At 43.0% G+C, this 24478-nt stretch carries 21 protein-coding genes and 1 riboswitch; of the genes, 10 read left to right on the plus strand and 11 right to left on the minus strand.

Annotated elements, in window-relative coordinates; translation table 11 throughout:
- The first annotated feature begins 60 nt into the window (after positions 1–60).
- From trhA to lpxO, 3 genes are all read left to right on the plus strand, one after another.
- The gene (gene trhA, locus F972_RS11390) at positions 61–702 is read left to right on the plus strand and encodes a PAQR family membrane homeostasis protein TrhA (RefSeq protein WP_004683073.1); all 642 of its coding nucleotides are present in this window, start codon (positions 61–63) and stop codon (positions 700–702) included.
- A 100-nt stretch (positions 703–802) separates the two neighbouring features.
- Positions 803–2113, plus strand: a complete 1311-nt coding sequence (locus tag F972_RS11395; RefSeq protein WP_004769812.1) for an MFS transporter — start codon at positions 803–805, stop codon at positions 2111–2113.
- A 160-nt stretch (positions 2114–2273) separates the two neighbouring features.
- Positions 2274–3179: a lipid A hydroxylase LpxO gene (gene lpxO / locus F972_RS11400; RefSeq protein WP_004683077.1), complete on the plus strand. Its 906-nt coding sequence runs from the start codon at positions 2274–2276 to the stop codon at positions 3177–3179.
- A gap of 62 nt (positions 3180–3241) precedes the next feature.
- Here lpxO and F972_RS11405 read toward each other — a convergent pair whose 3' ends face one another.
- Both F972_RS11405 and secA read right to left on the minus strand, forming a co-directional pair.
- The gene (locus F972_RS11405; RefSeq protein WP_004683078.1) at positions 3242–3646 is read right to left on the minus strand and encodes a hypothetical protein; all 405 of its coding nucleotides are present in this window, start codon (positions 3644–3646) and stop codon (positions 3242–3244) included.
- Positions 3647–3793: 147 nt separating this feature from the next.
- A complete protein-coding gene (gene secA / locus F972_RS11410) occupies positions 3794–6529 on the minus strand; it encodes a preprotein translocase subunit SecA (protein ID WP_004683081.1) in 2736 nt (911 codons plus the stop codon).
- Positions 6530–6896: 367 nt separating this feature from the next.
- Here secA and F972_RS11415 point away from each other — a divergent pair, with 367 nt between their 5' ends.
- From F972_RS11415 to F972_RS11425, 3 genes are all read left to right on the plus strand, one after another.
- Positions 6897–7532 carry a peroxiredoxin gene (locus F972_RS11415; RefSeq protein ID WP_004675621.1) on the plus strand — a complete coding sequence of 212 codons (636 nt, stop codon included), beginning with the start codon at positions 6897–6899 and terminating at the stop codon, positions 7530–7532.
- A gap of 148 nt (positions 7533–7680) precedes the next feature.
- Complete coding sequence (locus F972_RS11420) at positions 7681–8490, plus strand: MBL fold metallo-hydrolase (protein WP_004675620.1); 810 nt, start codon at positions 7681–7683, stop codon at positions 8488–8490.
- 1 nt (position 8491) lies between these two features.
- The gene (locus F972_RS11425; RefSeq protein ID WP_171055706.1) at positions 8492–9079 is read left to right on the plus strand and encodes a dual specificity protein phosphatase family protein; all 588 of its coding nucleotides are present in this window, start codon (positions 8492–8494) and stop codon (positions 9077–9079) included.
- 153 nt (positions 9080–9232) lie between these two features.
- Here the strand turns inward: F972_RS11425 and F972_RS11430 are convergent, their stop codons facing one another.
- From F972_RS11430 to F972_RS11455, 6 genes are all read right to left on the minus strand, one after another.
- Positions 9233–10168: a DUF6929 family protein gene (locus tag F972_RS11430; RefSeq protein WP_004675615.1), complete on the minus strand. Its 936-nt coding sequence runs from the start codon at positions 10166–10168 to the stop codon at positions 9233–9235.
- 88 nt (positions 10169–10256) lie between these two features.
- Positions 10257–11381 (minus strand): SPOR domain-containing protein, encoded by a 1125-nt coding sequence (locus F972_RS11435; protein WP_004683084.1) that lies wholly within the window; start codon positions 11379–11381, stop codon positions 10257–10259.
- Positions 11372–12658 (minus strand): bifunctional tetrahydrofolate synthase/dihydrofolate synthase, encoded by a 1287-nt coding sequence (gene folC, locus F972_RS11440; protein WP_004683085.1) that lies wholly within the window; start codon positions 12656–12658, stop codon positions 11372–11374. The genes F972_RS11435 and folC overlap by 10 nt, the downstream gene beginning before the upstream one ends.
- Entirely contained in the window at positions 12655–13566 is a 912-nt protein-coding gene (accD, locus tag F972_RS11445) for an acetyl-CoA carboxylase, carboxyltransferase subunit beta (RefSeq protein ID WP_004683086.1), read from the minus strand. Before accD ends, folC begins: the two co-directional genes overlap by 4 nt.
- On the minus strand, positions 13563–14366 hold the full coding sequence (gene trpA / locus F972_RS11450) for a tryptophan synthase subunit alpha (protein WP_004757221.1): 804 nt from the start codon (positions 14364–14366) through the stop codon (positions 13563–13565). The genes accD and trpA overlap by 4 nt, the downstream gene beginning before the upstream one ends.
- A 202-nt stretch (positions 14367–14568) precedes the next feature.
- Positions 14569–15588 (minus strand): AraC family transcriptional regulator, encoded by a 1020-nt coding sequence (locus tag F972_RS11455; RefSeq protein ID WP_004769815.1) that lies wholly within the window; start codon positions 15586–15588, stop codon positions 14569–14571.
- A 115-nt stretch (positions 15589–15703) separates the two neighbouring features.
- On the opposite strand from F972_RS11455, the gene F972_RS11460 reads away from it, so the two are divergent.
- Positions 15704–16579 (plus strand): metal-dependent hydrolase, encoded by an 876-nt coding sequence (locus F972_RS11460; protein WP_004769816.1) that lies wholly within the window; start codon positions 15704–15706, stop codon positions 16577–16579.
- Positions 16580–16635: 56 nt separating this feature from the next.
- On the opposite strand, the gene F972_RS11465 is transcribed toward F972_RS11460, so the two are convergent.
- Complete coding sequence (locus F972_RS11465; protein ID WP_004683097.1) at positions 16636–17631, minus strand: DUF2804 domain-containing protein; 996 nt, start codon at positions 17629–17631, stop codon at positions 16636–16638.
- 207 nt (positions 17632–17838) lie between these two features.
- On the opposite strand from F972_RS11465, the gene F972_RS11470 reads away from it, so the two are divergent.
- On the plus strand, positions 17839–19614 hold the full coding sequence (locus tag F972_RS11470; protein ID WP_004757212.1) for a bifunctional metallophosphatase/5'-nucleotidase: 1776 nt from the start codon (positions 17839–17841) through the stop codon (positions 19612–19614).
- Between the two features lie 63 nt (positions 19615–19677).
- Here F972_RS11470 and trpB read toward each other — a convergent pair whose 3' ends face one another.
- Positions 19678–20922 (minus strand): tryptophan synthase subunit beta, encoded by a 1245-nt coding sequence (trpB, locus tag F972_RS11475; RefSeq protein WP_004757210.1) that lies wholly within the window; start codon positions 20920–20922, stop codon positions 19678–19680.
- Positions 20903–21562, minus strand: coding sequence for a phosphoribosylanthranilate isomerase (locus F972_RS11480; protein WP_004683104.1), 660 nt, complete (start codon positions 21560–21562; stop codon positions 20903–20905). The genes trpB and F972_RS11480 overlap by 20 nt, the downstream gene beginning before the upstream one ends.
- 118 nt (positions 21563–21680) lie before the next feature.
- Positions 21681–21894: riboswitch (cobalamin riboswitch) on the plus strand.
- Positions 21895–21930: 36 nt separating this feature from the next.
- On the opposite strand from F972_RS11480, the gene F972_RS11485 reads away from it, so the two are divergent.
- Complete coding sequence (locus tag F972_RS11485) at positions 21931–23775, plus strand: TonB-dependent receptor plug domain-containing protein (RefSeq protein WP_004757208.1); 1845 nt, start codon at positions 21931–21933, stop codon at positions 23773–23775.
- A gap of 102 nt (positions 23776–23877) precedes the next feature.
- A complete protein-coding gene (locus tag F972_RS11490) occupies positions 23878–24465 on the plus strand; it encodes a cob(I)yrinic acid a,c-diamide adenosyltransferase (RefSeq protein WP_004757206.1) in 588 nt (195 codons plus the stop codon).
- Positions 24466–24478: the final 13 nt, after the last annotated feature.

Genomic DNA, 24478 nt, shown 5'->3' on the forward strand with positions numbered 1-24478 from the left:
TTACTTTAAAAGGGAAATTGCATTACGATACAGTTGTATTTTTATTCAGATGAGCTATGAATGGCTTCAACCTCCCCACTCGATTATGATCCACAGGAAGAACTGATCAATGCCTATAGTCATGGCCTGGGTGCTGTACTGGCATTGATTGCTACCATTTTTCTGATTGTGAAAGGCTATGGTTTACCTTTGGGACAATGGATCAGCTTATGGGTCTATGGGCTGAGTCTGGTGTTATTGCTCAGCAGTTCCATGCTGTATCACTTTGCTCAGGACGAACGTAAACGTTATTGGTATAAAAAACTTGATCATACTGCTATTTATTATTTAATCGCAGGGACTTACACCCCCTTTCTCAGCATTGCCATTCCAACGGCAAAGGCACACCACCTACTGATTGCTCTCTGGGTCATTGCATTGATTGGAACATTGTTTAAGCTGGTGTTTATTCACCGTTTCCAGAGAGTGTCCCTGGCAGCCTATCTGGTGATGGGCTGGTTGGCGGTTTTGGTGATGGATGACATGCAGCGCTATCTTTCCAAGGATGCAATACAGCTCCTGATTGCAGGTGGACTGGCCTATACGGTCGGCACATTGTTTTATGCTTTAAAAAATGTAAGATATACCCACACAATTTGGCATGTTTTTGTGCTATTAGGGGCAGGTTTACACTTTTTAGCGATCTATTGCTATGTATTATAAATCCATGCATCGCAGGCAGCTTGCTGGGTAAATTCCGCATTCAAAAGAAATTTCAGGACAGGTTTTACTGTTTCCTGAATAAATCACATTAAGGTTTTGTATGTCGTCAGACGCTACGACTGTCACCACTGAAGTGGCCAGTAATTCAAAGGTACGGGTATTATTTGCCAGTCTGGTGGGTACTACGATTGAGTTTTTCGACTTTTATATCTATGCCACAGCGGCAGTCCTGATTTTCCCCCATTTATTTTTTCCAGAAAGCAGTGATGGTGCTGCGGTACTCAAATCACTGGCAACCTTTGCCATCGCTTTTATTGCCCGCCCGATTGGTGCGGCGATTTTTGGACATCTGGGTGACCGAATTGGACGTAAAGCCACACTGGTTGCCGCCCTACTCACCATGGGAATTTCCACTGTCTGTATTGGTCTACTGCCGACCTATGCCCAGATTGGCATTGTTGCCCCTTTACTCCTTGCCTTATGTCGTTTAGGACAAGGTTTAGGCTTGGGTGGTGAATGGAGTGGTGCGGTTTTACTTGCCACTGAAAATGCTCCAGAGGGTAAACGTGCATGGTATGGCATGTTCCCACAGCTTGGCGCACCGATTGGCTTTATTCTGGCAACAGGTTCATTCCTCCTGCTGAATGCCTTTATGTCGGAACAGGCCTTTATGACATGGGGCTGGCGGATTCCCTTTATCTCCAGTGCAATTCTGGTGTTGGTCGGTTTGTATATTCGTTTAAAACTGCATGAAACCCCTGCTTTCCAGAAAGTGTTGAATAAGCAGAAAGAGGTCAATGTCCCTTTCAAGGAAGTTATGACCAAGCATTTCCCCATGTTGGTACTGGGCACCATTGCCGCAATCTGTACCTTTGTGGTGTTCTATCTCACCACTGTGTTCGCGTTGAACTGGGGAACCACTCAACTCGGTTATGCGCGCGGTGATTTTCTTGGCTTGCAGTTGATCGCCACGCTATGCTTTGCAGCATTTATTCCGCTGTCTGCGATTTTTGCAGAAAAATTTGGCCGCAAAAATACCTCGATTGCTGTCTGCGTACTTTCCGCACTGTTCGGATTATGCTTTGCGCCACTACTGGGTTCAGGCAACCCAATACTGGTGTTCCTGTTCCTCTGTATTGGCCTTTCCATCATGGGATTGACTTATGGCCCGATTGGCACTGTACTTTCTGAAATTTTCCCAACCTCAGTACGCTATACAGGTTCAGCTTTGACATTCAATTTGGCAGGTATTTTTGGTGCGTCTTTTGCCCCTTATATCGCCACCAAACTAGCGGAAAATTATGGTCTTGGTGCTGTTGGTTTATATCTAAGTTTGGCATCCATTCTCTCTTTAATCGCGTTTTTACTGATTCGTGAAACCAAGCATGATGATGTAAATAACCAGATTTAAACCTCATTTTCCAGATGATCCAAAAATAAAAAAACCTGGATCATCTGGAATACCATTTATCGGGCAATACCCAAGCCCTCCCCGTTAAATAGATCACAACATTTTCCAAAATATTTTTTATGGTAAAATTACCGCTTCCATTTTTTTAGACGATTGTGTTATGTACGCAGTAATTATCGTTGCCGTATTTTTGCTCAGCTTCTTATATACCTATTATCGTGGTAAAGAACGCTTAAAAGCCTCTAGACAATTATTTGATCACTCCACGTTTCTGGCACCAGTAAACATGTTTATGACTGGCTTTTCAAAACTCCCAAACCAACCATTCTTTGATGTGGCACAGTTCCCAGAGCTCAAGCCGCTGCAGGATAACTGGCAGGTGATTCGTGAGGAAGCCATTCAACTCCAAAGCCAGATTAAGGCAGCGGAAAAAAATAATGATGCGGGTTTTAACACATTCTTTAAACGTGGCTGGAAACGTTTCTACTTAAAATGGTATCAGGACAGCCACCCATCGGCGCAGCAACTTTGTCCTAAAACAGTGGCATTACTGGAAAGTATCCCCTCTGTCAAAGCTGCCATGTTTACTGAGTTACCATCAGGAAGTTATTTAGGCAAACACCGCGATCCTTATGCAGGTTCAGTTCGTTATCATTTAGGTTTAGTCACACCAAATAGCGATGATTGCTTCATTGAGGTCGATCAGCAACGTTATAGCTGGAGAGATGGTGAAGCCACCGTTTTTGATGAAACCTATGTGCATTGGGCGCATAACCAGACTGATCAAACCCGTATTATCCTGTTCTGTGACATCGAACGTCCGATGAAATGGGGCTGGGCACAACGTTTCAACCACTGGTTTGGACGCAATGTCATGTCTGCGGCAAGCTCGCCCAATGATGATCAGGACAAGACTGGCTTTATCAACCGCATCTTTAAATACGGCTATGCGGTACACCATTATGGTCGTGGCTTAAAGCAACGTAACCGTCGTCTATACTATGTATCTAAATGGCTGCTGTTTGGCATGATTATCGGGCTCATCTTGCTGCCAAGCTTTTTATAATAAAGTTTCAACTAATAAAAAAGAGATGTCATCGCATCTCTTTTTTATTGCAAAATCAATCGTTATTGATTTGTTTGAGCTGTTTGGGCACTGGTGGTTTGCGCTGCCATATCTGCCGCCTGAACAGCTGCCTCACCAATTAGGGCAATCTTGGCTTTTTCCTGACTCTTGGCAGACAAAGCAGGATTTGATGCCACGATGCGGTTGATATTGGCAGAGTTTGCAGGCGCAATCGCCGCAGTTTGTAAAACGATTGGACGATTGCCTGTATCACCCAAGGTATAACGAATTCCTGTGCGTGGGCTGATAATGGTGGTGACCTCACGCTTTACCTGTGCCTCTGCTGTGGTGTTGCCCTGTGCGGCAAGTACCTTGTCCACAGTGGTTGTTTGTGGTGCATCTTCCGCAACTGCAAAACCAGATACTGCCACACTTGCCAAAATCAAAAATTTTAATGTTTTTTTCATTGCTTTCCCGCTTTTCATACACATTCAATCAAGAATATTAATCCCAATAATCTAACTATAAAGCCAGTTGTGACTCAAGTTACTTCTCGTAAAAAAAAAGCAGGACTTAAGTCCTGCTCTTCATAACAGCTAAAAATCAGCCTAAAACTAGATTTTACCGTGACATTGCTTATATTTTAAACCAGAACCACATGGACATGGTGCGTTACGGCTTTCTGGAACTTCGAACTGGGCATTTGCCAATGAACGGTCTGGTTCTTCAGAAATGGTCACTTCGCCTGTTAAGCCATCAACATCATCATGTTCAAAAGAAAGACGCATTGATTCGGCCTGACGCTGCTGTTGAGCCTCTAACTCAGCCAGTTCTTCAGCGGTCGGTACATGGACACGGGATAAATCAGTGACTACGTCAGACTTGATAATAGCCAGCATATTCACAAACAGGTTGAATGCCTCTTTCTTGTATTCCTGCTCAGGGTTTTTCTGTGCATAGCCACGTAAATGGATACCCTGACGCAAGTAGTCCATCGCCGCCAGGTGATCTTTCCAGTGACGATCCAGTGAGTTCAGCATAAAGTGACGCTCAAGCATCGCCGCCGACTCATCACCCATCTGTTCACGGCGCTGACGGTAACGGCTGATCACCTCATCAGAGATACGCTCAATCAACCCCTCTTCATCCAGACGACGGTCTTGGTCCAGCCATTGCTGTACAGGAAGCTCAATGCTTAAATCGGTACGCAGGGCATTTTCCAGGCCAGCTATGTCCCACTGGTCATGAATCGACTCTGGTGGAATAAAGTTCGCAATCAGGCCTTTCACCACTTCATGGTGCATTTCCTCAATGTAGGCCTGTAGTGTGCTTTCCGCCAGAATCTCATCACGCTGCGAATAGATAATCTTACGCTGTTCATTATTGACATCATCATACTTCAACAGGTTCTTACGAATATCGAAGTTACGTGCCTCAACCTTGCGCTGTGCATTTTCAATGGAACGGCTCACCATCTTGTGCTCAATGGCTTCATTTTCCTGTAAGCCCATTGCACGCATCATCGCCACCACACGATCACCAGCGAAGATACGCATCAGGTCATCTTCAAGCGACAGATAGAAACGCGACACACCAGGGTCACCCTGACGGCCCGCACGACCACGTAGCTGGTTATCAATACGGCGTGATTCATGACGTTCAGAACCAATGATGTGCAGACCACCCGATGCCAGAACATCTTCATGGTCTTTTTCCCACTGTGCCTGCAAACGTGCTTCATCTTCAGGGGTTGGGTTTTCAATTTTCGCCAGCTTGGCTTTCCAGTTACCGCCGAGCAAGATATCCGTACCACGACCCGCCATGTTGGTGGCAATGGTCACCGCATTTGGACTACCCGCCTGTGCAATAATATCTGCTTCACGTTCGTGCTGTTTGGCGTTCAATACTTCATGGTGAATCCCAGCCTGCAACAGTTTGGCAGACAGGATTTCACTGGCCTCAATGGTGGCTGTACCAATCAGGATTGGCGCAACACCCTGCTGACGGATATTGGTGATTTCCTCAATAATGGCACTGTATTTACCATTACGGTTTAAATAAATCAGGTCATTGTGGTCCTGGCGCACCATTGGACGGTGTGTTGGAATAATCACCACATCCAGACCATAGATTTCTTTCATTTCCGCTGCTTCAGTATCGGCAGTACCCGTCATCCCTGAAAGCTTTTTATACAGACGGAAATAGTTCTGGAATGTTGTGGTTGCCAGCGTCTGGTTCTCAGGCTGGATTTCCATGTTCTCTTTGGCTTCAACTGCTTGGTGCAAACCCTCAGACCAACGACGGCCAGGCATGGTACGGCCCGTGCTCTCATCCACAATGATGACTTCTTCTTTTTGTGACTGTGGATTAATGCCAATGATGTAATGCACATTCTTTTGATAAAGGTAATGGGCACGAATCGCCGCAGTCACATGGTGAACCAGATTCAGGTTGGCTGCTGAATACAGGCTTTCACCTTCAGCCAGCAGCCCCATACGAATCAATTCCTGTTCAACGGTTTCATAACCGATTTCAGTCATTTCAACTGAACGCTGTTTTTCATCAACCCAGAAATGTCCACCATCAGCCACTTTTTCTTCTTTCTGTGGACGTAGTTGCGGAGGAATACTGTTGATCAACTGGTACAGATGGGAAGAGTCTTCACTCTGCCCTGAAATGATCAACGGCGTACGTGCCTCATCAATCAGGATTGAATCCACTTCGTCAATGATGGCATAGCTGAGACCCCGTTGTTTTTTCTCTTGCAGAGAAAACACCATGTTGTCACGAAGATAGTCGAAACCAAATTCGTTGTTGGTCCCGTAGGTAATGTCTGAATTATAGGCCTGTGCCTTTTCGGCAGGCATTTGCATGGAGTAAATTACCCCAATGCTTAAACCTAAAAATTCGAATAAAGGACGGTTTAACTCAGCATCACGTTGTGCCAAGTAGTCGTTCACGGTAATGACGTGAACACCCTGACCACTCAAGGCATTGAGGTAACAGGCCAGTGTACCCATCAGGGTTTTACCTTCACCTGTACGCATTTCGGCAATCTTGCCTTCGTGCAGGGTGATACCACCAATCAACTGCACATCATAATGGCGCATGCCCATGACACGCTTTGCCGCCTCACGGCACACCGCAAAGGCTTCAGGCAATAATTTATCTAAACTTTCACCGTTCTGAAAACGTTGTTTGAATTCTGGAGTTTTTGCAGAGAGGTCTGCATCGCCAAGAGCAGATATCGTCGGTTCCAGCGCATTGATTTGTTCAACAATTTTACGCATGCGTTTGAGCTCACGCTCATTTTTTGTACCGAAGATACCTCCGATCAGACTTGCCAACATGAATAAACTCTCTAATCCTGTTTGTTATAGGGTTTGTCGTAAAGATCAACAAACTCTAGGTCGGTTAATTTTTTCTTGGTTGTTATTATGGAGCCAGAAATAAGAACTACAAGTGCTTTGCATCCAAACAGGTAAAAAAATCTGCGAGGCGATTCTGACAGGCATAACCAAAGAGCGTTAATGTAGCAAATTTGCATTTAAGTTACATCGATTTGCCTATGAAATTCTGATCATTTTTTTATCCTCAACACCTCGCCTATATATGAAAAACTTATAATCAAATAAAAAAACAATGATTTGATTCATATATAAATTGGCGCATAGTAAGAAGACACAGCATCAGATAAGCAGAATGAGGAGACCAAGAATGAGCTTACGTTTAGGTGATATAGCCCCAAATTTCCAACAAGAATCAAGCGAGGGCATTATTGATTTTTATGAGTTTCTAGGGGATGACTGGGGAATCCTGTTTTCACACCCAGCAGACTACACACCTGTCTGTACTACTGAGTTGGGTTATACCGCCAAGCTGAAAGATGAGTTTGCAAAACGTGGCGTCAGGGCAATTGCACTGTCTGTGGATGATGTTGAATCACATAAGGGCTGGATTCAGGACATTAACGAGACCCAGAACACTACAGTGAATTTCCCGATTATTGCAGATAAAGACCGCAAGGTGTCTGAGCTTTATGGTTTTATCCATCCAAATGCCAGCGAAACCTTAACGGTACGTTCCCTGGTGATTATTGACCCGAACAAGAAAGTTCGCCTGATCATCACCTACCCTGCCTCAACAGGTCGCAACTTTAATGAAGTGTTGCGTGTGGTGGATTCACTGCAACTGACTGACAAGCATAAAGTGGCAACACCTGCCAATTGGCAACAGGGTGAGGATGTGGTGATTGTGCCATCCCTGAAAGATGAAGAGGAAATCAAGCAACGCTTTCCTAAAGGTTATACAGCAGTGAAACCTTATTTAAGACTGACACCACAGCCTGAGTAGGGTGGGATGGCAATCCCACCGTTTGATGAGGTACTATTTTTAAATCTCATGATTTCTTTATCGGGACGATTACCATCGTCCCCTACTTGGTATTTTCCAATCAATAGGCTATAAGAATAATTCAACTCCAAACACAACAAAAATCACCATGATCTACAATATCCATCATCTCACTTGTGGCAGCTTCTGCCCTGTTTGCGCCCCTATGTTTGGACAAAAAGGCTGGAAAGCCCATTTAGTCTGCCACTGTCTACTGGTTGAGACTGATCGGGGGCTGGTCCTGATTGATACAGGTTTGGGTACACAAGATTATTTACATACTCAACAACGTCTAGGCTCATTGCTGACCAAATTCGGCGCGATTGTGCCCGATATTCATTTGAGTGCTTTCCACCAGATTCAACGGCTTGGTTATAGTCTGGATGATGTAAAACACATTTTTGTTTCACATCTTGACTTTGACCATGCAGGCGGAATTTCGGATTTTCCAAATGCAACCGTGCATGTATTGGCATCTGAATTTAATGCCACTCAATCTTTATCACTCAAAGGGAAAAATCGTTACAAAACAGAACAGTTTAAATATCACCGTTACTGGAACTTTGCTGAACAGGCTGATGGTGAAGCATGGTTTAATCTGCAAAAAGTCAAGGGATTACCTTTATTTCAGGATGAAATCCTGATGGTTCCCCTGATCGGTCATACGCTTGGACATAGTGCGATTGCAGTCAAAAAACAGGATGGCTGGATTTTATTCTGTGGAGATGCCTATTTTTCCCATTTGGAACTCAACCCTAAAAACAGGTTAAGAGCATTGGACTTTACAGAACGATTACTGGCTGAGGATAACCAACAACGTTTACACAATCTGAAGCACTTACAATATCTGGCTCAACATGAACCGAGTATTGAGTTAATTTGTTCACATGACCCAGTTGAATTCAATCGTTACCAATAATATGCATAAGATACTGATTACTATTACTTTCATATCATCCCTAAGCTTAGGTGGTTGTATGAAACATTCAAGTCTGGAGGAGCATCAAAGGCCCCAGCATTGGGGAGCACTGATTTCAGATACACATAATTTTTACCAGATCAGTCCTGATGTTTTTCGCAGTGAACAACCCAGCAACCAGTTAATCCCTTTCCTGAAAAAACATCAAATTGGCACTGTCCTCAACCTGCGCGCAAGAAATGAAGATGCCAAGGTTTTAAGAGATCAGCCTTTTAATCTGGTACACATTCCAATCAATACTTGGGCAATCAATCGTAAAGACTTGTTAGAAGCAATGCGTGTTATTCAAACTGCTAAACAACAAAACCAGAAAATCTTAGTGCATTGCTATCATGGTTCTGACCGCACAGGCGCGACCATTGCCATGTATCGAATTATTTTTGAGCATTGGGCAATTGAAGATGCGGTTAAAGAAATGAAACAAGGAGGATACGGCTATCATATCATTTGGAAAAATATTGACCATCTTTTCACCCCTGAAAATGTAAAATGGATTCAACAACAACTTTCAAATCCAGCACCTATTTAGATTACGAGATGCACTTTAGATTAAATCCAATTTTTAGAGAGATAGATGTTGGGGGTGTAAGATTTGTTTCTTTAATTTTGGATTTTATGCATTTTTTATTGGGCTTTAAAAAACCTAATTTTATAAGTTGAATGGTAAGCTAAGAAATACGAACTAACTTGAAGAATTGGCAAAAACAGAGTTACTAAGTAATAGTTTAAAAACTTCAGAATCACCACCATCGCTATCCGTGACCAATAAAAATACCTCACCATCAGATGTCGACTCTAGCCATGTAATTCCTTCTACTTTAATAGCAAGAGTTTGTTCTTTCGAATCCTGAATCAAATGTGTATATAAAATTTTACCCTCTGGTGAGAAAATTAAAATAAAACTGCCTAGCACTGCGCCATCATCATAAGTATTTAATGTTTGCTCAACCGCAGCGGTGGCGATAATTAGATTTTTCTCCACCAGAAAATAAGCATCAGAAATACCACTTGCTGCCCCTTCAAGCTCTGGTAATGTCAGATTAAATGAATTTTTCAGCGAACTTTCTAATGATTTTCCATTTTGAAGTTTTATTAAATCAAAGACTAAAACACCATGAAAACGATTAATATTGCCACGTTGAAAGATGTATAAATTGTTTTGATCTGAACAAACTGCTTCTATATTGAGATCAGCGCCACCAGTCAACGCCAAACAATGTTCTAAAAAATCATAATCCGAGGTATCAAGTAAAACATGAACCTGATTATTAACTGGATTATACAATAATGCTTTTTTTCGATTTTCTGTAGAACCTGAACCCATCACTAGTAACTGAGGTTGTCCATCGAAGCGAATACAGCTAAGCGCTTCAAAGTCTGGTTTAGTTTTTTTACTAAACATCCTCAGAGTCGTATATTCAGAATGTTCAAATAATGGAATTTTTTCAAAATTAGTCGCACGATTGATGTTATTTTTTCGATCGGTTTTGAGTAAGTACCCCACATCATCTCCAACCAAGTAGAGATCATCTCCCACACAAGCCGCGCCAGAAAGCGCACTAACACTCGAATCCTCTGAAAATATAAAGTGTTCTAATATCTTAAACCCGCTACTCATATTGTACTCACTGCCCGCAGAAATAGAACACTTGTAACAAGGTCAAAACCAGACGCTTTCCAGCTTTGATCTAGTCGTTTATCTTTTGTTATCGCTGATCAAGTGGAACCCAATCAATCACCCACGCTGATTTCATATTTAAACTTTCATCAGAGGTAATTTTTTTACGTGCGGCATCAGCAGTCTCACGATCTTTGGATGGCCCCACCATAATCCGAATTCCCTTGGAAGTCGGGCTGGTGGTGACTTTATAACCTTTGGCGCGCAACTTGGACACCACTGTATCGGCGTTGGCCTGGTTTGCCGCCAACGCCACCTGTACCATCCAGTTTTTGTCACCATTTTCCAGAAGCTGACGGGCTTTTTCAGCCTCAGCCTTTTTCTTGGCATCTTCCTCAGTTTTACGTTTCTTTTCTTCAGCCGCTGCTTTCTTCTCTGCTTCAGCCTTGCGCTTGTCTTCCTCAGCTTTTTTATCCGCTTCAGCCTTGCGTTTTTCTTCAGCCGCTGCTTTCTTCTCTACTTCAGCTTTACGCTTATCTTCAGCTACTTTCCTGGCATCGTCCTCAGCTTTACGTTTCTTTTCTTCGATCGCTTTCTTGTCGGCCTCAGCCTTACGCTTGTCTTCCTCAGCTTTCTTATCTGCTTCCGCCTTACGCTTGTCTTCAGCTAGCTTCTTTTCAGCGTCAGTTTTCTGCTGCTCTACTTTCTGCTGTTCGGCTTTCTTCTTTTCTTCCAGCTTACGTTTTTCTTCAGCAAATCGTTGAGCCTTAGCCTGGTCGTCCTCAACCAGTTCTGGTGGAATATTATCTGAACTTTCCTGCGCCGCAGTTCTACGGGCATTGATTGCAGCGTACTCTTCAGCAGCTTTACGTGCAGCCGCAGCCTCAGCCCCCTGCTGCATTTTCAGGAACTCGGCAGCACGGGCCTCCTGTTCAGCAACCGCCTTTTCACGTGCACGTTTCTGTTCATCCAGCAAACGTTTTTCAGTTTCAACATCCACGGCCAGAGGCTGCAAGGAGACCATCTCCCCCTCCTGCGCTGGCTGGGCTATTTTAGGCTGGGTTTCGGTTTTGGGAATAGGGTGAGTAACTGTAGTCTGGGTCTTATCCTGCTCTATTTCTTCATTACCCTTGAAAAGTAATGCTGCCAACAAAACACCCCCTCCAAGTAGAACAACGCCACCCATCCAGCGTTGCTTGTTATTCATTGACATTGTTCTAAATACTCCCAGATCGCTTCCAAGGTATGAAACGAACCACAGACTAAAATTAGCTGATTGTTATGACATTGTTTCAGCACAGTTTCAAATGCTTGCTGGATACTGCCAAACTCATGGACCTGCTGGCCCTGCAATGCCTCATGCAACTGTCGCATTGCTGCGGCCCTCGGCACATCTAAAGTAGCAATAAACCAGTCTTTTACTGTTGTTTTTAGTAAATCGGTGACAGACGCGATGTCCTTATCTGCCAGCATCGAAAATACTGCGACAACTTCTGTGTACTGTTTATTGTATTTTAAGAATTTTCGCAACTGATTCAATAAAAACTCGACACCGTGTGGGTTATGTCCTGCATCAAAAATAACGGTTTTATCCTGTATCTGGCGAATTTCAAAACGCCCCTGCAAACGTGCCTGCTGAATACCTGTTGCAATGGCCTGCTGTGAAATTTCAATCCCACTCACCAGTACCGCGGCCACGGCAGTGGAGATGTTGTCCAAGGCCAACTGTCCCACGGGAAGCTTTAAGGTTGTGCCAGACGATGCAAATGACCAGCTCTGTCCATCATTATTCAGTTGATAGAAATAATCCCGATTCAGTGTATACAGGCTGGCGTTTGTCTCATCCACCTTATGTTGAATGGCCTGTGGAAGTTGCTGTTGCCCTGCAAAAACAACGGGAATGTCTGGACGGATAATACCCGCCTTTTCAAAGGCAATTTTTTCAATGGTATCACCCAGCCAGTCCACATGATCCAGGCCAATATTGGTGATCACCGCTATATCAGGGTCAATCACGTTGACCACATCAAGGCGACCACCCAGCCCAACCTCAAGCACCCAGACATCACATTGCTGCTGCTTAAAAATAACAAAGGCCGCCAATGTGGTGGCTTCAAAGAAAGAAAGACTTAGACCACACTCACGACGCGCCTGATCAACACACACAAAGGCATCAACCAAACGCTGGTCATCCACCTCATGACCCGCCAGCTTTACCCGTTCATTAAAACGATAAATATGGGGTGACTGATATAACCCGACTTTGTAGCCCTGTGCATTTAGAATCGCTGCCAGCGTGGTTGTGGTTGAGCCTTTGCCATTGGTGCCCGCAACTGTAAACACCTTGGCTTTTGGCTGCATCACGCCCAGCCTTTCAGCAATGGGAATCACCCGCTCCAGCCCTAAATCAATGCCTGTAACATGAACATGGCCCCAATAATCGAGCCATGTTGTGAGTGTATCTGTTGAATGGGGAGCGTCTAGTTTCAAGGTAAGTTCATCAGTTTAGCCACTAGTCTATATACAGTATCACGTAACGCATGACGATGAACAATCTGATCGACCACACCATGATCAAGCAGATATTCCGCACGCTGGAATGGCTCTTCCAGTTTTTCACGTACCGTTTGCTCAATCACCCGTTTACCCGCGAAACCAATCATGGCTTTCGGTTCAGCCAGATGAACATCCCCCAGCATTGCCAAGGAAGCGGTTACACCCCCATAAACTGGATGGGTCAATACCACCAGATAAGGCACGCGTGCTTCTTTCATTTTCTGAATTGCCGCAGAAGTACGTGCCATTTGCATCAGAGACAGCATGCCTTCCTGCATACGTGCGCCGCCTGAAGCCGCAAAACACACCAAAGGCTGGTGTAGCTGAATTGCTCGTTCAGCTGCCTGTACAAAGCGGTCGCCGACCACAGTACCCATTGAACCGCCCATGAAGTCAAACTCAAAGGCGCATGCCACCAAATTCAGGCCTTTGAGCGAGCCCTGCATCACCACCAGTGCTTCTGATTCACCTGTTTTATCCTGCGCCTCACGCATACGTTCTGGATAAGGCTTGCTATCCACAAACTTTAGCGGGTCTTTGGCACTAAATTCCTGACCAAGCTCTGAGTTGACCTGATCGAAGAACCAGGTCAGGCGATCACGTGCTTTCATACGCAAATGTTCATCGCATTGCGGACACACATAGGCGTTGAATGACATGGCTGTACGCGTCACCAAGGCATGACATTCAGGACATTCAATGGTTGGCTCGGTAAAAGTTGACTTAAAGGTCTGCTGTTCATCCGCAACCTGAATCCCTGGCACTTGACGTTCCGTCCAGGGTGTTGTGGGACTAAGCACTTTCCCTGTTGCTGATTCTGGACTCAATCGTTCTTGACTCATACTAACTCATCGAGCGCGGCTCGAAGCTCCTTCACTTTATTCACCGTCTGTTGCACAGCCTCATCCGCTGGCAATGTCGCAAAAGATTTAACGAAAGCACTTCCCACAATCACGGCATCGGCAACCTGTCCCATCGCTTTTGCAGACGCTGCATCACTGATTCCGAAACCGACACCGACTGGTACACTGGTCTTAGACTTGATTTTTGCAATACGTGCTGCTGCTTCAGCAGTATCCAGTGTTGCCGCACCAGTCACACCTTTTAGTGACACGTAGTAAACAAAGCCACTTGCCTGATTGACCACATGCTGAATACGCTGATCAGTTGAGGTTGGCGCAAGCAGGAAAATCTGATCCATTCCATTTTTTTTAAGAACTTCACCTAATTGCTGAGATGCTTCAGGTGGTAAGTCCACCAGAAGCACGCCATCCACACCACAGTCTTTGGCATAGGCAACGAACTTTTCATAGCCAATCACCTCAACGGGGTTTAAATATCCCATCAATACCACTGGTGTGGTTTGATCCTGCTCACGAAAGGCCTTGACCATATCCAGTGCATCAAGGGTATTGGTTCCACCTGCCAGGGCACGTTCAGCAGCTAAGGCAATTACAGGGCCATCCGCCATTGGGTCTGAGAACGGCAGCCCCAGCTCAATGACATCAACGCCCGCCTCAACCATCTGATGCAGCAATGGAACGGTTACTTGTGGATGCGGGTCACCTGCCATAACATAAGAAACAAGCGCTTTACGTTGCTGAGATTTAAGCTGTTCAAAACGAGTGGCAAGACGTGACATGGGATTATGCTTTCCTTGATTTATATAAATTGAGGAGTTGTTTGTAGTCATACAGAAACACTGCATTGTACCGCTATTTTTTGTTCATTGAACAGGGTTTGGCGCGATTCAACAGCGAATGTTGCTACTTACAACAACCCACATACATTTATCTCTATTTTTGTTTTTTTCTCAATGATCAAAGCTTCCTAATTTGTTTCGCTTACAATTTTAAAAACTGCTTCGGTGTGACACCTGTCCAGCGTTTAAATGCACGCCCAAAGGCACTTTGATCAGCATAATTTAAACGTTCCGCAATTTCTGACAATGATTTGCCCTGTTGTAAATACAATTTACTCTGCTCTAAACGGTATTGATCCAGAATATCCTGAAAGTTCAATTGATAGCTTTTGAGCTGACGCTGCAAGGTACGTTCTGAGCAGTGCAAACGTTTTGCAATATAACTCTGTAGAACTTCCTCTTGCTGCAACAAGCCCTGCTCAATATAACCTTGAATTTTCTGTCTGAACTGCTGTTGCTGTATCTCAAAAGAACTCATGCTATTTAACGATTGCTGAGCCTGATGAGAGAGCACATGATTCAACTGTTGATCCGCGGCAATACTTTTCGCCTGCAAAATCTGATTGGAAAAACGAATTGCATATTGTCCAGCCTGTACCTGAATGGCACAGCCATAAAATTTTTCAAAATGATATAACGCAGTATTCGGCGCATAACCAAATTGAATCATTTGCGGTGGCATTAAAGCATCTTGCACAATTGACTGGGCAATTTTAAAAATCAACGCCAAATTTAGCTCATACATTTCCCGATAATCACTATAAGACGCACTCCAAACAATTTGAATATAATCAGAAAACTGCTGAACATTCAGTTGTTCTAAATTGGTCTGTTTAAAGACTAAAGAATAATAACGTTGTAAAAGCTGTAACGCCTGTTGCAGATCTAAACTGGTTGAAGCCAAATATCCCATTAAACCCAAATCTTGCAAATTGGCATGTTCAGCCAATACTAATGTAATCGGTCGAGGGAAATAAGCTTGTGCAGATTGCAAAAGCAATGAATAACGTTCGACATCAAAATCATGCTCATCTGGATTTTCTAAACAGGCATGAAAAGCTTGCCAAAGTTCAGGTGCAACAACTTTAGACAAATCAATGTTTTCCTGCTGTAGGACACGATTCAACAACCGTAGGTATCCAATAATAATTTTAACTGACATATGCCGATCTCATCCTGATCTGTCGTTATTTGTATAAAACTTGGCTGTAACTGTCAAAACATTTCATCGGACTTTTTCCATACTGAGTTTATGCAAAAGACAAGGAATAGCAAAAATGAATGCACATGTTTCCTATCAGGCTGATCCAATTGTAAGAACAAACCTAGACTTTCACCTCAATGAGGCTCCTCGTTTTTGGTTTGGAGGCGATCCGTTCCGTACCCGTATGTTTGACGCCTTGAGCCTCACATTCCCTGATGGTGAGCGCTATTTCATTGAATGTGTCCGCTTATTTCGTGACAAAATCAATGATCCTGAATTGCAGGAACGCGTCACGGACTTCATTCGTCAAGAAGCTCAACATGGGATTGCGCATGACAAAATGAACCAAGTCATGAAACAACAAGGTATGCCTGTTGATCAATTCACCCATCGTTTAAAGAAAATATTTAAATTTGAATTGAAGAATCGTTCTCCACAATACAATATTGCCATGACTGCCGCAGCAGAACATTTAACTGCACTGATGGCGGATACTTTCTATAGCCAAAAAGAAACCTTAGCGGATGCAGATCCTTTTGTTCGTGCCCTGTTTGCTTGGCATGCTATTGAAGAAATGGAACATCGTGATGTGGCATTTGATGTAATGCAACAAGTCGGCGAAGTGCCTGAGTTTACCCGTAAATCTGCATTGGTGATTACGACGGTGTTAATGTTTGGATTTACCCTTTATCGTACCGACGTGATGCTAAAATGTGATGGTTTCAGTTTAAGACAACGTTTTGATATGGCGCGTAAAGGCTTACCTTGGTTCTTTGGCCGCAACGGTATTTTGACAGCAAAAAGAGCGCAATATAGCGACTGGTTTAAAAAAGACTTCCATCCAAATCAACACCCAATTATTCGTCAATACGATGTTTGGATTGATACTTTAGCCAAAACCAATGACCCAATTGCAGCGGGTGAAGCTTTTTGGCAAGCAGCAATATAAAATCTCATTAGAGCCTCCCTTTTTTTAAAGGGAGGTTTGGAAAGATTTCTCAATAATCACCACTTTTCATTCTGCTGTTCAAATAAACCATACTGATCATTCAACACCAGTAACTCACCATTTTCTTGCTCAATCGTGCCACTCACTTTGGCTTGCCATTGATTAAACTGACTTCCGATTAAACGTAAATTGATATTTTCAAAACGACACCACCCTGTTTGCACCAACAAGTTTAATCGGGCATCCAAAGAGCGAATTGACCAACACTTTTCATTCTGCTGTTCAAATAAAACATCCGTGAGTGGATATAAACGACCATCGACCCACAAGGCATTTTCATTGCCAAAGCTTTCATTCACACCCGATGCAAGGTTAAGTCCAATACGACGATCTTGTTCATCACGGAACTGACAAGACAACCAGAACCAAGCCGTTTCAGGGCGTAAAAAACCACAGGTATCATCTAATGATGCAAGGCTTTGTGCATTAAATTTTATCTGTTGCTGTTTTGGACTTATAAAATAACCTTCAACCGCTAAGGTGGTTTGCTTTTGCGTATACGTCCAACCAGTGATCCCAGTTGGGCTACATAAGCTCAGTGCATCAGTCCCCGCACAAAAGATACGCGCTTTAAGCTGAACTTCACCATGTCTGGTGATTTGGATATAGCGCACACCATTGGCGTGTTTCATGTTAAAACAATAGCCTGATTTTTTAAAATAGCTTTGACTAAATAGCGGTTGTTCATCCAGTTTGGTTTGATAGCCAAAAGGTTGAATTGCATTGCATTCAATCACTTGTTCAGCTTGATGATCATAGATATAAAAGAAAGCATGTCCAGCCCACGATAAATCAACGATTGCGACGCCGATACTGTAGTGCTCATGCTGTATACCGCAAAACTTGAATTTCTTATATTTTAACTGTTTACGCCAGCCTTTAAGTATCTGACCATACGGCGTTTTATAGATATAGTCATCGAGGTTAATTCCAGATGGTACCTGATCAAAACGCCCATAACGTGGCTGACCATTGGCTTGTATCAAATCCATGATTTTTGATTCCGTGACCGCATGAGAGCATCCTGTCTATCATAGCCGCTAATTCATAATATTTACTCAAAACCGTTCACAATTTTTGAGCACATTTCAACTTCTCTCGATCTTTATTTCATTCACATTAAAGTTCAATTTTTCATCAAATATTCATACATAAGTTTTATCTTTAAAAACAATCTTATACCACTTGATCAAAAAATCATGAAGACGCGAACTCTTTTTAAAGTAAATGCATTGTGTGTAATGCTGTTGGCGCTAACCGCCTGTAATGATAATGATGATAATCAAGCACCCAAAACCGAACGAAAAAATCAAAGTATCAATATTCTTGCCTTTAATGACTTTCATGGCAATTTAGAACCACCTAAACGCTTTATTGAAGCAGATGATCCACATGACCATCGTAAAACGGTACAGATACCTGTTGGTGGTGTCAGCTACTTTGCCGATGCAATCAAAAAATTACGGGCACAATATCCCAATAATGCTGTGGTCTCGGCTGGTGACTTAATTAGTGCTTCCCCATTAATCTCATCGTTATTCTTAGATGAACCGACCATTGAAGTAATGAATGATATTCAAATCGATTTTAATGCGGTGGGAAATCATGAGTTTGATCGTGGAACCGATGAACTTCGTCGTTTACAAAATGGTGGCTGTCAGCAATACACCAGTACTAAGCCATGTCAAATCAATCCAAACTTCACTGGGGCAAAGTTTAACTTTCTCGCTGCCAATGTTTCCATGAAAGCCGATCCAAACAAGACGCTTTTTCCTGCCTATAAAGTCAAAACTTATGGTGGCATCCCTGTTGCGTTTGTGGGGCTTACTTTAGAGGCAACTCCGAGCATCGTTTCTGCTGCTGGCATTACCGATGTCAACTTTCATGATGAAGCAGATACCGTCAATGCATTGATTCCTGAGTTAAAGAAACAAGGGATTGAAGCGATTGTGGTGGTGGTGCATGAAGGCGTTGCGCCAAGTACCAAATTCAATAAGAAAACCTGTGATGGGTTGAGTGGCCCATTAATCGATGTATTGGAACGCTTAGATGCTGCGGTTGATGTTGTGGTATCGGGTCATACACATCAATCTTATATCTGTGACTATGCAACCCAAAATCCACAAAAACCGTTCTTACTCACATCTGCTGGACAATATGGCACGGCCATTACCAATATCCAACTCGAACTAGATGGAAAAACAGGTGATGTGATCAAGAAAGACGCGACCCAAGTTCCTGTGCAAAGCGAAAGCTATACCTCTGGGACAACCACGGTCAGCTTAACGGATCTATACCAAAAGTTTAGTAAAACACCAAGTATCGAAGCGATATTAGATAAATACCGTCCAGCTGTTGCGACAATTTCCGCACGTGTGGTCGGATCAGCAAGCACTGTTATTGATCGTAATCGTACTGAAAGTGGTGAAACCGCGCTGGGTAATTTGATCGCGGATGCTCAACAAGCGGCAGCACTTGCAGCCAGCAATCAAGGTTCGGATTTTACATTGATGAATGCGGGTGGTGTACGCGCAGACTTATTGATTAATAGTAGTAATCAAATTACCTTCGGTGATGTATTCAGCGTACAACCGTTTGGTAATTCGTTAGTCACGCTGAGTCTCACAGGCAAACAAATTCGTGAGCTATTAGAACAACAATGGTCTGGTGCCAATGCGGCAACCACTCGGATATTACAGCCGTCAAAAGAATTCAGTTATTCGTATAAACAAGATGCCACAGTATCTCCTCGCGCCAGCAATATCATGATTGCAGGACAAGCTTTGGTCGATACTCAAGTCTATCGCGTTACTGTGAATAGTTTTATTGCCGATGGTGGTGATAACTTCACTGTTTTAAAACAAGGGAAGAACCCAATCGGTGGCGGACAAGATATTGATGTTTTAGAGAAATACGTGACTCAAAACTCACCGCTTAGTGCACCTGCGACAAATCGTATCAAGCTGATTCCATAATAGGTTTTAGACAATAAAAAAACAGGGAAGCATTTGCTTCCCTGTTTTTTATTCCGCTGAGATTTACATCTCAACCATTTCCACACCATCAATACGAGCAACAGTCATCAAGTCTTTATCACCGCGACCTGAAACAGTGGCAATAATGATTTGATCTTTAGACATCGTTGGCGCAAGTTTGCTGACATAGGCCATGGCATGAGCGCTTTCAAGCGCAGGAATAATCCCTTCGATCTTGGTTAAATCACGGAAACCTTGTAACGCTTCTTCATCATTGATCGGCACATAGTCAACACGGTGCATATCTTTTAAGAAACTATGTTCTGGTCCTACACCTGGATAATCAAGACCTGCTGAAATACTATGTGTCTCAATAATCTGACCTTGTTCGTCCGACATCAAGTAGGTACGGTTGCCATGTAATACACCCACATGACCTGCATTCAATGGTGCAGAATGCTTGCCTGTTTCAATGCCATAACCTGCAGCTTCAACACCGTACATTTTCACATCTTGATCATTCAAGAATGGATAGAACAAGCCCATTGCATTTGAACCGCCACCAACACAAGCCACCAAAGCATCAGGTAAACGCCCTGCTTGCTCTTGGATTTGACGGCGCGCTTCACGACCAATAATCGACTGGAAATCACGAACTAGCTGCGGATATGGATGTGGACCAGCCACAGTACCAATCACGTAATAAGTGCTATCCACATTGGTGACCCAATCACGCATCGCTTCGTTCATAGCATCTTTCAATGTTTTTGAACCGCTTTGCACAGGCACAACCTTCGCACCAAGTAAACGCATGCGGTATACATTCATCGCTTGACGTTTAACGTCTTCCGCCCCCATGAATACCACACACTCAAGGCCTAAACGCGCCGCGATCGTTGCTGTCGCAACGCCATGCTGACCAGCACCTGTTTCTGCAATGATACGTTTTTTACCTGATAGTTTTGCCAATAAAGCCTGACCAATGGTGTTATTGACCTTATGTGAACCTGTGTGATTTAAGTCTTCACGTTTCAAGTAAATCTGCGCACCGCCGAGCTGCTGTGACCATCGCTCTGCATGATAAAGTGGGCTAGGACGACCAACATAGAACGCAAGATCGCGGTCAAATTCTGCCAAAAACTGTGCATCATTTTTCATACGACCATAAAGACTTTCCAAGTCTTCAAGTGCAGCCATCAGCGTTTCTGATACAAAACGCCCACCATGAATCCCGAAATGCCCCTGAGCATCTGGAAACTGGGTGTAGTCAATCGCCTGATTTTGTTGACTAAGGTTTTGCTGATCCACGTTGGACTCCTTGCATAAATTTTTCAATGAGTTGTTGGTCTTTTATACCTTTTGCGGACTCTACGCCTCCGCTGACATCCACAGCAAAAGCTGCTGTAGTATCAATAGCGTCACTCACATTTTCAGGGGTTAATCCGCCTGCCAAAATCAGTGGAATATCGAGTTGGGGAAACTGGTTCCAGTCGAAACAGTGGCCTGTTCCACCTTTTAAATCAGGATGCCACGCATCAAGTAGAACCGCACTGGCTCCCACAGCTTGATAGCGCTGAATTTCGGTCAAAATATCTAAATCTGGTTGAACCTGTATGGCCTTATACCAACGGCGTTTGCATTGTGCCGCAATCTGCTGGCATTGTTCAGGACTTTCATCACCATGTAGTTGTAATACATCTAAAGGAACTGAATCAAGTACGCTTTGTATTTCTTCTGCACTCGCATTTACAAACAGGCCAACCAGTTGCACATAAGGTGGAATAAGTTTTGCCAACGATTGCGCTTGCTCAATAGTCACATGGCGAGGACTAGGCGGGAAAAATACAAAACCGATTGCATCTGCGCCTGCCTGCACCACAGATTGAATATCTTGTGCTCGAGTTATTCCACAAATCTTGGCGCGAGTTCGCATTTGAGATTGGCGCATGATGTGTCCAATTTAAAATGAATATTTTGAAACCATCGCATTGTAATGCAATTTGACTCACTTGGGGCAAAGTTCATTTCGAAATGCGATTGTTTAAAAAACGTTAACACTTTATACTTCGCCCAATATCGCAACAAGTCTAAAGCAAATTCTTTTGCTTATAGGGAAGTTGGTGAAAATCCAACACTGCCCTCGCAACGGTAACACCGAATTATTAATCTCAGCTCTAAGCCAAATCACTGCATCAGAATGATGTGGGAAGATGATTAGTAGCATCACGATTGTGATGATATAGTGAAGTCCGGAGACCTGCTTGTTGTTCATTTCCACATTAACATTCACGATGGGTGAATGTCTGGAGCGACATCATGTCTACTATTTTTCAACCGACACGTTTAGTTGGTGCTATCGCTATTGCGATGGGGTTTTGTTCAACTACTTTTGCTCAAGATCAATCAACAGAAAAAACAGCAACGCTCGATACAATTGTTGTGACAGCATCTCGTTCTGAAGAAAAGTTAAAGAATGTTCCTGCACGTTTAACTGTAATTGATCAAAAGACCATTGAACAAAACCCCTTATTAAATATATCTGATATAATTCAAAGAGATCCATCGATTTATATTAAACAAAGCGGTGGCTTAGGACAAATTTCTGAAATTTCACTTCGCGGTGCCAGATCAGTCCATACTTTAGTCCTTAAAGATGGTGCTCGCTTAAACAGTCAAAATGAACTTGGTCCACTCTATCCTGCATTTTTAGATACAACTGATGTTCAACAAGTTGAAATCTTAAAAGGACCTGCATCTGTTCAGTATGGTAGTGATGCGATTGGTGGTGTTGTTCAGTTAATTTCAAAAAAACCTGAAAAAACAGGTGCAGATTTAACTGGCATTTATGGGGAAAATAATACTTATAAAACAATTGCAAATGCCAACTTAGTTACCAATCAAGGTTTTTATGCGCAAATTGGTGGGCAACGCTTAGAAAGTGATGGTACACGCATCTTTGAAAGCCAAGGTAAAAATGAAAAAGCCAGTTATGATCAAAAAGGCTATCATGCCAAAGTCGGTTTCTACCAAGAAAATACCATAGATGCTTCTGTTTCGATTAGTGAAAATAAGGGCACCAGTATTTTCAGTAATGACTATATTACCAACACAGCACAACGCCAATTTGAAAACCGCGTCATTAATGCGAAAGTTGCCTACAATATTTTGCCTGACTTAATCGTAAACGCACGTTATTCAAATGCACAAGATAAGCAGAATGTACCCGCTTATGGTTCACGTTATGATACAGAAAATAATGAAGGTGATTTAAACCTAAAATGGAAATTCACCCCAAATCAAAATATCTTAGTTGGTGCAACATATACAGATGCCAATTATCAAACCAACACTATTCTAAAAGGTGATCAGAGTGTTGATAGCACAGGCTATTACCTCCAACATCAATTTAAAAATGAACATTTTGATACACAAGCGGGTGTACGTTTAGAAGACAATAATCGCTTTGGTGATCATACCGTTGGTCAAGCTGCTGTTCGCTATCATTTCTTACCTAATGCAAGTGTTTATGCGAATATTGGTAGTGCATTCCGTGCACCTACTTTAAATGAGCTTTATTCACAATGGGGGGGCAATGAAAATCTTGCTCCAGAAGAAAGCGTTTCTTATGAAGTTGGTTCTGATTACGATATCACACCGAATATCAGTACCAATATTTCTATTTATCACACAAAGATCAAAAATCTCATTACCTATAATGCAGGTAAAAATGAGAATGTAGCAAAAGCAAATTTCACAGGTGGCGAAGCAGCTATAAAATGGCATCAAGATGATTTATTTTTATCAACACAGTATGCTTATGTGAAAACAGAAAATGAAGCAACTGAATTAGAAATTGCATATCGCCCGCGTCAAACCTTAACTATAACAACAGGCTTAGAAAATGCAATTTATGGTATCAGTGCATCAGTCATCGCACGTGCTAAATCTTATGCAGATTCAGCGAATACAACCCGTGTACCTGGTTATGCAACCGTAGATTTAAATGCTTATTGGAATATCAATCCAAATGTAAAAGTATTTACTAATATTCAAAACGTAGGTGATGTTGAATACCGTGAGGTATTAAATACTTATCCATCAAATGATTGGTACATCAACGGTGGTCGCCTTGCTTCTGCGGGTGTCACATTCCGTTATTAATCGTGTGCTAAAACAATAAAAATATTTTCTTAACTCCAGTTTCGGGATAATGTTCTGACCGGCATTATCCCCTTTTTATCTTAGGACAAGAGCAACAGAACTATGGGACATCGTTTAAGCAAGATTTATACACGCACTGGCGATTCAGGCACAACGGGTTTAGGAGATGGTTCACGGGTTGCCAAGGACGATTTACGCATCACTGCACTGGGTGATGTGGATGAACTGAACGCGACCATCGGCGTGCTCCGCGCACAAATCAGTGCCAGCCAAATTGCAGATAAAGACCACTGGGACAAAAGTCTGAGCCTGATTCAGCACTGGCTGTTCGATTTAGGCGGTGAGGTCTGTATTCCCAACTACCATTTACTCCAATCCGTTTGTATTGAATTTCTTGAAAAAGAAATTGACCGCATGAATGAAAGTCTGCCAATGCTGAAAGATTTTATCCTCCCATCAGGCACTTTGGCCTGTAGTTATGCACATCAGGCGCGTGCTGTCTGCCGTCGTGCTGAGCGTGCCCTAATGTCGGTGCATACACGCGATCAAAATATTCAGGCAACCGCTTTACAATTACTCAATCGTTTATCAGACTGGCTGTTTGTGGCTTCACGCAGTTTACAGCGTGCCGAGGGTGGTAGCGAAGTGCTTTGGCAAAAAAACATTAATGATAGTATTGATCAAGCATAATTATTTTAAGGTA

Source organism: Acinetobacter sp. CIP 102529 (assembly GCF_000368325.1).
GTDB classification, from domain to species: domain Bacteria; phylum Pseudomonadota; class Gammaproteobacteria; order Pseudomonadales; family Moraxellaceae; genus Acinetobacter; species Acinetobacter parvus.

Bases quoted from the DNA above. Each gene is read 5' to 3' on its own strand.
- F972_RS11455 (WP_004769815.1), bottom strand. From the start codon at position 15,588: ATGTCAGTTAAAATTATTATTGGATACCTACGGTTGTTGAATCGTGTC.
- F972_RS11425 (WP_171055706.1), top strand. From the start codon at position 8,492: ATGCATAAGATACTGATTACTATTACTTTCATATCATCCCTAAGCTTA.
- F972_RS11485 (WP_004757208.1), top strand. From the start codon at position 21,931: ATGTCTACTATTTTTCAACCGACACGTTTAGTTGGTGCTATCGCTATT.
- F972_RS11435 (WP_004683084.1), bottom strand. From the start codon at position 11,381: ATGTCAATGAATAACAAGCAACGCTGGATGGGTGGCGTTGTTCTACTT.
- F972_RS11480 (WP_004683104.1), bottom strand. From the start codon at position 21,562: ATGCGCCAATCTCAAATGCGAACTCGCGCCAAGATTTGTGGAATAACT.
- secA (WP_004683081.1), bottom strand. From the start codon at position 6,529: ATGTTGGCAAGTCTGATCGGAGGTATCTTCGGTACAAAAAATGAGCGT.
- lpxO (WP_004683077.1), top strand. From the start codon at position 2,274: ATGTACGCAGTAATTATCGTTGCCGTATTTTTGCTCAGCTTCTTATAT.
- F972_RS11405 (WP_004683078.1), bottom strand. From the start codon at position 3,646: ATGAAAAAAACATTAAAATTTTTGATTTTGGCAAGTGTGGCAGTATCT.
- accD (WP_004683086.1), bottom strand. From the start codon at position 13,566: ATGAGTCAAGAACGATTGAGTCCAGAATCAGCAACAGGGAAAGTGCTT.
- F972_RS11460 (WP_004769816.1), top strand. From the start codon at position 15,704: ATGAATGCACATGTTTCCTATCAGGCTGATCCAATTGTAAGAACAAAC.
- trhA (WP_004683073.1), top strand. From the start codon at position 61: ATGGCTTCAACCTCCCCACTCGATTATGATCCACAGGAAGAACTGATC.
- trpA (WP_004757221.1), bottom strand. From the start codon at position 14,366: ATGTCACGTCTTGCCACTCGTTTTGAACAGCTTAAATCTCAGCAACGT.
- F972_RS11470 (WP_004757212.1), top strand. From the start codon at position 17,839: ATGAAGACGCGAACTCTTTTTAAAGTAAATGCATTGTGTGTAATGCTG.
- F972_RS11415 (WP_004675621.1), top strand. From the start codon at position 6,897: ATGAGCTTACGTTTAGGTGATATAGCCCCAAATTTCCAACAAGAATCA.
- F972_RS11430 (WP_004675615.1), bottom strand. From the start codon at position 10,168: ATGAGTAGCGGGTTTAAGATATTAGAACACTTTATATTTTCAGAGGAT.
- F972_RS11490 (WP_004757206.1), top strand. From the start codon at position 23,878: ATGGGACATCGTTTAAGCAAGATTTATACACGCACTGGCGATTCAGGC.
- F972_RS11395 (WP_004769812.1), top strand. From the start codon at position 803: ATGTCGTCAGACGCTACGACTGTCACCACTGAAGTGGCCAGTAATTCA.
- F972_RS11420 (WP_004675620.1), top strand. From the start codon at position 7,681: ATGATCTACAATATCCATCATCTCACTTGTGGCAGCTTCTGCCCTGTT.
- F972_RS11465 (WP_004683097.1), bottom strand. From the start codon at position 17,631: ATGGATTTGATACAAGCCAATGGTCAGCCACGTTATGGGCGTTTTGAT.